This is a genomic window from Pectobacterium sp. CHL-2024, from assembly GCF_044751765.1.
In the GTDB taxonomy this organism is placed as follows: Bacteria; Pseudomonadota; Gammaproteobacteria; order Enterobacterales; family Enterobacteriaceae; genus Pectobacterium; species Pectobacterium brasiliense.
In genome coordinates, this window is sequence record NZ_JBIXKO010000031.1 from 1 (window position 1) to 11842 (window position 11842).

Consider the following 11842-nt stretch of genomic DNA (forward strand, 5'->3'; position numbering starts at 1 on the left):
TACGTTGAGCTAACCAGTACTAATGACCCGAGAGGCTTAACCTTACAACACCGAAGGTGTTTTGTGGGTGATGAAAGACTCATATGAAACGATGTTCAGCTTGTTCAGAGATTGGTTCTGGTGGTTGCGTGATGACGAGAAAGATAAAGTCACCATAGTAACGGCTGGAATGAAACAGAATTTGCCTGGCGGCGATAGCGCGGTGGTCCCACCTGACCCCATGCCGAACTCAGAAGTGAAACGCCGTAGCGCCGATGGTAGTGTGGGGCTTCCCCATGTGAGAGTAGGGAACTGCCAGGCATCAAATAAAACAAAAGGCTCAGTCGAAAGACTGGGCCTTTTGTTTTATGTGTTGTTTGTCGATGAGGGCTCTCTGGAGTAGGACAAATCCGCCGGGAGCGGATTTGCACGTTGCGAAGCAACGGCCCGGAGGGTGGCGGGCAGGACGCCCGCCATAAACTGCCAGGCATCAAACACGTGGAAAGCCTCTGTCGAAAGACAGGGGCTTTTTGCTATGGGCTGTTCCCCTGAGTGATACTGACGTGCTTAAACACATTCAGCAGAAGTCGCACTGATGACGCATACTAGGTTTCGTGAAACATTTTCACCTTATGCTCTGAGCGCTCGACATTAGAACGAAAACTCGCTATCTTCGGGCATCTGGATGTCTAAACGTTTAAACGTATGCTTTGAGGATATAAGGTTATGCCAATTCGGGTTCCTGATGAGTTACCAGCCGTTAATTTTCTGCGGAATGAGAACGTCTTTGTGATGACGTCCTCGCGTGCTAAAACGCAGGAAATTCGTCCCCTCAAAGTGCTGGTTCTGAACCTGATGCCTAAAAAGATCGAGACTGAAAACCAGTTTCTGCGCCTGTTATCCAATTCCCCCTTACAGATCGATATCCAGCTGCTGCGTATCGATAGTCGTGAATCAAAGAATACGCCGGCTGAGCATTTGAATAACTTCTACTGCGATTTCGACGACATCCAAAACGAAAATTTTGATGGCCTGATTGTTACTGGCGCACCGCTTGGGTTAGTCGATTTCTGCGATGTTGTTTATTGGCCACAGATCGCACGTGTCATCGAGTGGGCAAAAGAGCATGTTACCTCCACATTATTCGTGTGTTGGGCTGTGCAGGCTGCTCTCAATATCCTCTACGGTATTCCCAAGATGACGCGCAAGGAAAAGCTATCTGGTGTTTATTCACATCAAACGTTGCAACCTCATGCGTTGTTGACTCGTGGCTTTGATGAAACGTTCCTGGCACCACATTCACGCTATGCAGATTTCCCTGCTGATGTAATTCGTCAGCATACGGATTTAGAGATTCTGGTTGAGTCAGAGCAGGCCGGAGCCTATCTGTTTGCCAGCAAAGATAAGCGTCTGGCATTTGTTACCGGACACCCAGAGTATGATGTCTCGACGCTAGCGGGGGAGTTTTTCCGTGATTGCGACGCTGGATTGGATCCGGCCGTTCCGGTGAATTATTTCCCCGATGACAACCCTGAACTGGCACCGAAAGCGAGCTGGCGTAGCCACGGTCATCTGCTTTTTGTTAACTGGCTGAATTACTATGTTTACCAGATCACGCCTTACGATTTACGCCGGATGAACCCTACGCTGGACTAACCCATTCCCCTTCTTTTCGCTAAGGCACCTTTTGAGGTGCCTTTCTTTTTTGTGCTGAACTCTTTCATTTCCGTTGGTTAGTGAAAGTTATTTCTCTTCCTTTTTGATTTTAATTTTCATTTTTATCATGGGGTTATTTTTACTTTTTTATTAAAATGGAAATTGTTTTTGATTTTGTTTTTTATTGTATTACGCTTAATTCTGTCGGCTAAGAAATGTACATACTGGTTTGCCGATTTGGCGGTTGTTGATAAATGAAGCGGAATCTGAAAAGGAACCACGAATGATGCAGCAGACGATAAGCAAAGAATTGGCGTTTAGTCAGCGTTTTGGTGAAGGCGAGAAGCAAATTCTTACGGAAGAAGCGATTGATTTCTTAACAGAGCTGGTCGCACGTTTCACGCCAGCCCGTAATCAATTACTCGCCGAGCGGCAGGTACAACAGCGTAATATCGATCAGGGTAAGCTGCCTGATTTTATTTCAGAAACAGCTTCCATTCGTGATAAGGCGTGGACAATACGCGGTATTCCCGATGACCTTCAGGATCGTCGCGTTGAGATTACCGGTCCGGTCGAACGCAAGATGGTGATCAATGCATTAAATGCCAACGTGAAAGTTTTCATGGCGGACTTTGAGGATTCGCTGTCACCGGGATGGGAAAAGGTGATCGATGGGCAAATCAACTTGCGTGATGCCGTACGCGGTACGATTTCCTACATCAATGAAACAGGAAAGATCTACCAACTGAAACCCAACCCTGCCGTATTGATTTGCCGCGTTCGCGGTTTGCATCTGCCCGAAAAACACGTGTCCTGGCAGGGGGAAGCGATTCCCGGCAGCCTGTTCGACTTCGCGCTGTATTTTTTCCACAACTATCAGGAACTACTGAAGAAAGGTAGTGGCCCTTATTTCTATCTGCCAAAGACCCAATCATGGCAGGAAGCGGCCTGGTGGAATGATGTCTTCTGCTACACAGAAGATCGCTTTGATCTGCCGCGTGGGACGATCAAGGCGACGGTGTTGATTGAAACGCTGCCTGCCGTTTTCCAGATGGACGAAATTCTCTATCACTTACGTGACCATATCGTTGGGCTGAACTGCGGCCGCTGGGATTATATCTTCAGCTACATCAAAACATTAAAGAGCCACAGCGATCGCGTTCTGCCCGATCGCCAGTCGGTGACGATGGAGAAACCCTTTCTTAGCGCTTACTCGCGGCTATTGATCAAAACCTGTCACCGTCGCGGCGCGTTTGCTATGGGCGGGATGGCGGCGTTCATTCCGAGTAAGGATGCGGAACGCAATAACTGGGTGTTGGATAAGGTACGTAAAGACAAAGAGCTGGAAGCTCACAATGGTCACGATGGCACCTGGGTGGCGCATCCGGGGCTGGCCGATGCGGTGATGGAAGTGTTCGATCAGGCGTTAGGTGAGCGTAAAAATCAGCTCGATATCAGCCGTGAACAGGATGCGCCCATCTGTGCAGAAGAGTTGCTGGAGCCTTGCCCGGGAGAGCGAACGGAAGTGGGGATGCGCGCGAATATCCGTGTTGCGGTGCAGTACATCGAAGCATGGATATCTGGCAATGGCTGCGTCCCGATTTATGGGCTGATGGAAGACGCAGCGACGGCAGAAATCTCCCGCACCTCAATCTGGCAGTGGATTCGCCACGGCAAGACGTTGAGCGATGGTCGTGTGATCACCAAGGTGCTGTTCCGCCAGATGCTGGCCGAAGAACTGTTTGTGATTCAGGAGGAACTCGGTGATGCCCGTTTCAGCGGAGGGCGCTTTGATGAAGCTGCTCGGCTGATGGAGCAAATTACCACGCAAGATGAGCTGATCGACTTCCTGACGTTACCTGGCTACGCATTGCTTGATTAATCCTGACTGATAATAAAAAGGAACCTCTGCTATGACGACCTCTCGCACCCAACAAGTCCAGCATATCGAAAAAGAGTGGAAAACCGCCCGCTGGGAAGGGATTACGCGCCCCTACAGCGCAGAAGATGTGATTAATCTACGGGGATCGGTGAACCCGGAATGCACGCTCGCGCAGCTCGGCGCGGTAAAGCTATGGAACCTGCTGCATGGTGATTCGCGCAAAGGCTATGTGAATTGCCTGGGCGCGCTGACAGGAGGGCAGGCTTTACAGCAGGCGAAAGCGGGCATCGAAGCGATTTACCTTTCCGGCTGGCAGGTAGCGGCGGATGCCAATCTGGCGTCCAGCATGTATCCCGACCAGTCTCTCTACCCGGCGAACTCCGTACCTGCGGTGATTGAACGCATCAATAACACCTTTCGACGTGCCGATCAGATTCAATGGGCGAACCGCATTGAACCGGGTGACAAGCGCCATACCGACTACTTTCTGCCGATTGTGGCGGATGCGGAGGCGGGGTTTGGCGGCGTGTTGAATGCGTTTGAGCTGATGAAATCAATGATTGAAGCTGGTGCTGCGGCGGTTCACTTTGAGGATCAGCTTGCATCAGCGAAGAAATGCGGGCACATGGGAGGCAAGGTACTGGTGCCAACGCAGGAGGCGATTCAGAAGCTGATCGCAGCGCGGCTGGCGGCGGATGTGTTGGGCGTACCGACCTTACTGGTTGCGCGAACCGATGCCGATGCGGCGGATTTGCTGACGTCTGACTGCGATGAATATGACCGTGATTTCATCACCGGAGAACGTACGGTGGAAGGCTTCTATCGCACGCGAGCCGGGATCGAGCAGGCAATCAGCCGCGGTCTGGCCTACGCACCGTATGCCGATCTGGTGTGGTGCGAAACCTCAACGCCGGATTTATCGCTGGCGCGTCGTTTTGCTGAGGCTATCCACGCGAAGTTCCCCGGTAAGCTGCTGGCGTACAACTGTTCTCCTTCCTTTAACTGGAAGAAGAATCTGGATGACAGCACGATCGCACGTTTTCAGGATGAGCTGTCGGCGATGGGCTACAAGTACCAATTCATTACGCTGGCCGGTATCCACAGCATGTGGTTCAACATGTTTGATCTGGCGCACGCCTATGCGCAGGGTGAAGGGATGAGGCACTACGTAGAAAAAGTGCAGCAGCCTGAATTTGAGGCGATTAAAGACGGTTATACCTTCTCATCGCATCAGCAGGAAGTGGGTACCGGCTACTTCGATAAGGTGACGAACATCATTCAGGGAGGCGAGTCTTCAGTGACGGCGCTGACGGGATCGACGGAAGAACAGCAGTTCTGATCCTGCTCGGTCAGTGTTCGGCTGGCCGGGTTTCATCGGGAGATCATGATGACGCGTGACCTTGAAAAGCTGGTGGCGCAGACGATCCTGCAAGGGTTTGATGCGCAATATGGACGTTTTCTCGAAGTGACAGCAGGGGCGCAGCAGCGCTTTGAACAGGCTGACTGGCCTGCCGTACAACAGGCAATGAAACAGCGTATTCACCTCTACGATCACCACGTTGGTCTGGTGGTTGAACAGCTGCGCTGTATTACGGGCATTCGCTGCGATGATGCGGATTTTTTGGCTCGCGTGAAGCATATCTATACTCGCTTACTGCCGGACTACCCGCGTTTTGAGATTGCGGAGAGTTTCTTTAATTCCGTCTACTGTCGGCTGTTCAACCATCGGGAACTGACGCCGGATAAGCTGTTTGTTTTCAGCTCTCAGCCTGAACAACGCTTTCGTGAAATCCCCCGGCCTATCGCCAAGACGTTTGTGCCCACTGACGGCTGGCAGAACATGCTGGAAAAGCTGCTGAGCGATGTGCCGCTGCGTTTACCGTGGGAAGATTTGCCGCGTGATATTGGTTATATCACTGTGTATTTGCAGCGTACTTTCTCAGCGGAGCAGCTTGCGCAGGCGACATTACAACTGGCTAATGAGCTGTTTTATCGTAACAAAGCGGCCTGGCTGGTGGGCAAACTGTCGCTCCCTGACGGTGTCTTTCCGTTCCTGTTGCCGATTCACCACAACGAACGCGGGGCGCTATTTATTGATACCTGCTTAACCAGCCAAGCAGACGCCAGCATTGTGTTCGGTTTCGCCCGCTCGTACTTCATGGTGTATGCCCCGTTGCCGTCGGCGCTGGTGGCCTGGCTGCGTGACATTTTGCCGGGGAAGACGACGGCGGAACTTTATCTGGCGATTGGCTGCCAGAAGCACAGTAAAACCGAGTATTACCGCGAATATCTGCACTACATTGCCGAATCAGAAGAGCAGTTTATTATCGCTCCCGGCGTGAAAGGTATGGTGATGTTGGTGTTTACGTTGCCGTCGTTCGATCGCGTATTTAAGGCCATCAAAGATCGTTTCGCGCCGCAGAAAGAGGTAAGTGCAGAGCGGGTCATGGCGTGCTATCAACTGGTGAAAGAGCACGATCGCGTGGGGCGCATGGCGGATACGCAGGAATATGAAAACTTCGTCATCGATAAGCATCGTATCAGTCCAGAGTTGCTGGATGAGCTTTGGCGTGAGGTCCCGGAAAAGCTGGAAGATCTGGGGGATCAATTGGTGATCCGACACTTGTACATGGAGCGCCGGATGACGCCGCTGAACCTCTATCTGGAACAGGCAAGTGCACAGCAGTTGCACGATGTGATTGAAGAATACGGCAATGCCATCAAACAGCTGGCCGCGGCGAATATTTTCCCCGGCGACATGCTATTCAAGAATTTCGGCGTCACGCGTCATGGGCGAGTCGTATTTTATGACTACGATGAAATTTGCTACATGACTGAAGTAAATTTCCGCAAAATCCCGCCGCCGCGTCATCCGGAAGATGAGCTGGCCGCCGAGCCGTGGTACAGCGTCGCGCCGAATGACGTATTTCCCGAAGAATTTCCCCATTTCCTGTGTAGCGACCGCCACATTCGCACGCTGTTTGAGGAAATGCACGGCGATCTGTTTTGTGCGGATTACTGGCGAGCACTACAGCAGCGTATCCGGGAAGGGCACATTGAGGATGTTTACGCCTACCGACGCCGCAAGCGTTTTAGTCAACGTGCTGCAATTTGAGCGTGGCTCGTTATTCGTTATATGTATTCTGTCTCAGAGAGCGTTTCGTGCGCCACACCGCAGCCATTTACATGCGATACCGTATACGCGCCCGACGTAGGGCGGCTCAGTCGCCGCCGCCCTACGAACCCAGGCTTCCGGCTAAATTATGCCGCTACGCGGTTCCATCGATGCTCTTGGCCGCTAGTCGAGCCGCCAGTGACGCGTTCCCGACGCGGCACTGGCTTTCGCGACGTCCTGTCGCTCACTCGGCGGTCAAGTTCACCGCTGCATAATTTTCATGCCGGGTAATAGTAAAGCCCACCATAATTGGCAGCTTATTACGAGGAATACACCTTATTCATAACCCACTGTATTCCTGCATGACCTGCTTCGCAGCTTTGATCACCAGCGCGCCGAGTTCTGTGACGCGGTCGTCCGTTATGCGTGACACGGGGCCGGAGATGGAAATGGCGGCGAACGCTTCATGATGTTCATCCAGAATGCAGGCCGCGATACAGCGCAGCCCTAGCGCGTGCTCTTCGTCATCGAACGAATAGCCCTGCTTGCGAATCAGCGACAGGTTTTCTTTCAACGCTTGTGGCGAGCTGAAGGTATGTGGCGTGTAGCCGTGCAGCCCTTTCTTGTGTAGCAATTGAGTGACCAGTGCATCGGGCAAATGCGCCAGAAAGGCTTTCCCGGCACCGGAAGCATGCATCGGCAACTTACCGCCAATCGGTGCAGACATACGCATCAGCGCCGTACACTGCACCTGATCGATGATAATCGCCTGGCTATCGGTCTGATCGAGCACGGCCAGATTGACGGTTTCACCAGAATCTTCCATTAACTTGCGTACTATCGGATGCACAATCGCCAGCAGGTTGCGGCTTTGCAGAAAGCTGCTGCCGACGATAAACGCGTGTGAAGCAATCGTCCACAGGCCCAAATCGCCAACCTGACGCACAAAACCCTGTTGCTGCATGGTGGTGAGCAGACGGTGGGTCGTGGAATTCGGTAAACCGGCCTGCTGAGCGAGATCGGTTAGCGCCACGCTGCCGTTGGCTTTGGCGATATATTCAAGCAGCGTCAGGCCACGGGTCAACGACTGCACCTGCCCGGTCGGTTGTGCAGCGGTGCTCGCGCTGGCTCTGGGTTTTTTCCCGCGTTTAGCTGGCTCTGGTGGCGTCATGGCGTCGATTCCTTTTTATGGTAATGGAATTGATTTTCGTTTTTTCACCGCAGAATGCAACTCTTCTTTCTCTGCACTTTTTATCGGCAAATGACCTGAAAAAGTCTCATGCTACACCGCGTTAGCGTGCTCACAACTTATGCTAGGATAGACGCAATATATCGTATTTATTGGCCGGGGATGGGGTTCGCGTGAGTAATCGGGTAGACGAATTGCGGCGTCAGTTGGCGCAACGCATTATGGTGCTGGATGGTGGTATGGGAACCATGATCCAGGGTTATCGCCTGCAGGAAGCAGATTATCGCGGTGAGCGCTTTGCTGACTGGCCGAGTGATGTGAAGGGAAATAACGATCTGCTGGTGCTAACCAGGCCGCAGGTGATTAGCGAAATCCATGACGCCTATCTGGAAGCCGGTGCCGACATTCTCGAAACCAACACCTTCAACGCCACCACCATTGCGATGGCGGACTATGATATGCAGGCGTTGTCGGCGGAAATTAATACCGTTGCTGCACAGCTGGCGCGTGCTAGCGCGGACAAATGGACGGCCTTAACACCGGATAAGCCACGTTATGTTGCCGGTGTGCTTGGCCCGACGAACCGTACCGCGTCGATCTCTCCCGATGTTAACGATCCGGCATACCGTAACGTCAGTTTTGATCAACTGGTGGAAGCGTATCGCGAATCGACACGAGCCTTGATCGCAGGCGGTGTCGATCTGATCATGATCGAAACCATCTTCGATACGTTGAACGCTAAAGCGGCGAGCTTCGCGGTAGAAAGCGAGTTTGAGGCATTAGGCATCGAGCTGCCGGTGATGATTTCCGGCACGATCACGGATGCGTCAGGGCGTACGCTATCCGGCCAGACAACAGAAGCGTTTTACAACTCCTTACGTCATTCCCGTCCGCTCTCTTTTGGCCTGAACTGTGCGCTGGGGCCGGATGAACTGCGTCAGTATGTCGCTGAGCTGTCACGTATTTCAGAATGCTATGTGAGTGCGCATCCGAACGCAGGGCTGCCCAACGCCTTTGGAGAATACGATCTGGATCCGGCCGATATGGCGAAACATATCGGCGAATGGGCGCGATCCGGTTTTCTGAATATCGTCGGTGGCTGCTGCGGATCGACACCCGCGCATATTGCTGCGATGGCAAAAGTTGTTGAAGGTGTACCGCCGCGCAAGCTGCCAGAGATTTCGGTGGCTTGCCGCCTATCCGGTCTGGAACCGCTGAATATCGATGCCAACACGCTGTTTGTTAACGTCGGGGAGCGGACGAACGTCACCGGCTCCGCCCGTTTTAAGCGTCTGATCAAAGAAGAAAAATACAACGAAGCGCTGGATGTTGCCCGTCAGCAGGTGGAAAGCGGCGCGCAAATTATCGACATCAACATGGATGAAGGCATGCTGGATGCGGAAGCGGCGATGGTCCGATTCCTGAACCTGATTGCCGGTGAACCGGATATTGCCCGGGTGCCGATCATGATCGATTCCTCTCGGTGGGAGGTGGTTGAGAAGGGGCTTCAATGTATTCAGGGCAAGGGCATTGTTAACTCGATTTCCATGAAAGAAGGCGTTGAGGCCTTTGTGCATCACGCCAAACTGGTACGGCGCTACGGCGCGGCTGTGGTGGTGATGGCGTTTGATGAAGTCGGTCAGGCGGATACTCGCGCCCGTAAAATTGAAATTTGTCGCCGGGCGTACCGTATCCTGACGGAAGAAGTCGGTTTCCCACCGGAAGATATCATTTTCGATCCGAACATTTTTGCTGTGGCAACGGGGATCGATGAGCACAACAACTACGCGGTGGATTTCATCGAAGCCTGTGCGGACATCAAGGCGCAGCTGCCGCATGCGATGATCTCCGGCGGGGTATCCAACGTTTCCTTCTCATTCCGCGGTAACGATCTGGTGCGTGAAGCGATCCACGCTGTCTTCCTCTATCACGCGATCCGCAACGGCATGGACATGGGGATCGTGAATGCCGGTCAGTTGGCGATCTATGACGATCTCCCTGCGGAATTACGCGATGCGGTGGAGGATGTGATCCTGAACCGTCGCAGCGATGCCACCGAGCGCATGCTCGAACTGGCAGAAAAATATCGCGGCAGCAAAACGGAAGATGAAGGGAATAAAACGCAGGCGGAATGGCGCGGCTGGGATGTGAAGAAGCGTCTGGAATATTCGCTGGTGAAAGGCATTACCGAATTTATTGAGCTGGATACCGAAGAAGCGCGCCAGCAGGCCGCACGGCCGATAGAGGTGATTGAAGGCCCGCTGATGGATGGCATGAACGTCGTCGGCGATCTGTTCGGCGCGGGGAAAATGTTTTTGCCGCAGGTCGTGAAATCCGCTCGCGTCATGAAGCAAGCGGTGGCCTATCTCGAACCCTACATTGAAGCCAGCAAAGCCAAAGGCACGTCAGCTGGGAAGATCCTGCTGGCGACGGTAAAAGGCGACGTTCACGATATCGGTAAGAATATCGTCGGTGTGGTGCTGCAATGTAACAACTACGAAATTATCGATCTGGGCGTGATGGTGCCGACGGACAAGATTCTGAAGACCGCACGCGAAGAAAAGGTCGATATTATCGGGTTGTCCGGGCTGATTACGCCGTCGCTGGACGAAATGGTCAACGTGGCGAAAGAGATGGAGCGTCAGGGTTTCACGCTGCCGCTGCTGATTGGTGGGGCGACGACGTCTAAAGCACATACTGCCGTGAAGATTGAGCAGAACTATAGCGGCCCGACGGTCTACGTGCAGAATGCGTCCCGGTCTGTTGGTGTGGTGTCAGCGCTGCTGTCCAGTACGCAATATGACGACTTTGTTGCGCGTACCCGTAAAGAGTACGAAACCGTGCGTATTCAGCACGCGCGTAAAAAACCGAGAACGCCGCCCGTTACGCTGGAAGCGGCTCGCGCTAACGCTTCCGATTTGGATTGGGAGAACTACACGCCGCCAGTTGCGCATCGGCTGGGCGTGCAGGCAGTGACAGCCAGCATCGAAACGCTGCGCAACTACATCGACTGGACGCCGTTCTTTATGACCTGGTCGCTGGCCGGGAAATATCCCCGCATTCTGGAGGATGAGGTGGTGGGTGAAGAGGCCAAGCGCCTGTTTGCCGATGCCAACGCGATGCTGGACGACTTGTCCGCACGCGGTGCGCTGAATCCGCGTGGTGTGGTGGGTTTATTCCCAGCGAACCGCGTTGGCGATGACGTAGTGATTTATACCGATGAACGGCGTGAAACGGTGCTGTCAGTGAGCCACCATCTGCGTCAGCAGACGGAGAAAACCGACTTCCCGAACTACTGCCTGTCTGATTTTGTGGCACCGAAGTCCAGCGGCAAGCCGGACTATCTCGGGGCGTTTGCGGTGACCGGTGGGCTGGAAGAAGATACGTTGGCCGATCAGTGGGAAGCGCAGCATGATGATTACAACAAGATCATGGTGAAGGCGATCTCCGACCGTCTGGCGGAAGCCTTTGCGGAATACCTGCATGAGCGTGTGCGTAAAGTCTACTGGGGCTATGCGCCGAATGAGAACCTCAGTAATGAGCTGCTGATCCGCGAGAACTATCAGGGCATCCGTCCTGCACCGGGTTATCCTGCTTGCCCGGATCACACGGAAAAAGTGCAAATCTGGCAGTTGCTGGATGTGGAAAAGCATACCGGCATGAAGCTCACCGAATCCTATGCCATGTGGCCGGGCGCGTCGGTATCCGGCTGGTATTTCAGCCACCCCGACAGTAAATACTTCGCCGTCGCGCAAATCCAACACGATCAGGTAGCGGATTACGCGGTGCGTAAAGGGATGGAAGTGAGTGAGGTGGAGCGCTGGTTGGCGCCGAATCTCGGCTATGATGCCGATTAAGATGCCAGTAAAAGAAATAATATCTGTGGGTTAACAAGTGTTGGTTTTCAACTGGCGTTAAAATTCTGCTGAGGTGGGCGTGGCCGCCGGGTGAGCCGCATGGATAATGAGATGGACGCTCCATCTTAACGGCATCAGATGTGCCAGAGTATGAGTGTCAAATC

At 53.2% G+C, this 11842-nt stretch carries 6 protein-coding genes and 1 rRNA gene; 6 read left to right on the forward strand and 1 reads right to left on the reverse strand.

Annotated elements, in window-relative coordinates; genetic code table 11:
* The first annotated feature begins 184 nt into the window (after positions 1–184).
* From rrf to aceK, 5 genes are all read left to right on the forward strand, one after another.
* A 5S ribosomal RNA gene (gene rrf, locus ACIPUG_RS21125) occupies positions 185–300 on the forward strand.
* A gap of 405 nt (positions 301–705) precedes the next feature.
* Positions 706–1635 (forward strand): homoserine O-succinyltransferase, encoded by a 930-nt coding sequence (metA, locus tag ACIPUG_RS21130; protein ID WP_014916800.1) that lies wholly within the window; start codon positions 706–708, stop codon positions 1633–1635.
* A 283-nt stretch (positions 1636–1918) separates the two neighbouring features.
* Entirely contained in the window at positions 1919–3517 is a 1599-nt protein-coding gene (gene aceB / locus ACIPUG_RS21135) for a malate synthase A (protein WP_400340070.1), read from the forward strand.
* A gap of 31 nt (positions 3518–3548) precedes the next feature.
* Positions 3549–4856 (forward strand): isocitrate lyase, encoded by a 1308-nt coding sequence (gene aceA / locus ACIPUG_RS21140; RefSeq protein WP_119872322.1) that lies wholly within the window; start codon positions 3549–3551, stop codon positions 4854–4856.
* A 48-nt stretch (positions 4857–4904) separates the two neighbouring features.
* A complete protein-coding gene (aceK, locus tag ACIPUG_RS21145) occupies positions 4905–6632 on the forward strand; it encodes a bifunctional isocitrate dehydrogenase kinase/phosphatase (protein WP_400340073.1) in 1728 nt (575 codons plus the stop codon).
* 340 nt (positions 6633–6972) lie between these two features.
* Here the strand turns inward: aceK and iclR are convergent, their stop codons facing one another.
* Positions 6973–7803 (reverse strand): glyoxylate bypass operon transcriptional repressor IclR, encoded by an 831-nt coding sequence (gene iclR / locus ACIPUG_RS21150; protein WP_039289117.1) that lies wholly within the window; start codon positions 7801–7803, stop codon positions 6973–6975.
* A 191-nt stretch (positions 7804–7994) separates the two neighbouring features.
* Here iclR and metH point away from each other — a divergent pair, with 191 nt between their 5' ends.
* A complete protein-coding gene (gene metH / locus ACIPUG_RS21155; RefSeq protein WP_205547053.1) occupies positions 7995–11678 on the forward strand; it encodes a methionine synthase in 3684 nt (1227 codons plus the stop codon).
* Positions 11679–11842: the final 164 nt, after the last annotated feature.

Excerpts from the sequence above, each read along its gene's own strand:
- iclR (WP_039289117.1), bottom strand. The coding sequence starts at position 7,803 with ATGACGCCACCAGAGCCAGCTAAACGCGGGAAAAAACCCAGAGCCAGC.
- aceA (WP_119872322.1), top strand. The coding sequence starts at position 3,549 with ATGACGACCTCTCGCACCCAACAAGTCCAGCATATCGAAAAAGAGTGG.
- aceK (WP_400340073.1), top strand. The coding sequence starts at position 4,905 with ATGACGCGTGACCTTGAAAAGCTGGTGGCGCAGACGATCCTGCAAGGG.
- metA (WP_014916800.1), top strand. The coding sequence starts at position 706 with ATGCCAATTCGGGTTCCTGATGAGTTACCAGCCGTTAATTTTCTGCGG.
- aceB (WP_400340070.1), top strand. The coding sequence starts at position 1,919 with ATGATGCAGCAGACGATAAGCAAAGAATTGGCGTTTAGTCAGCGTTTT.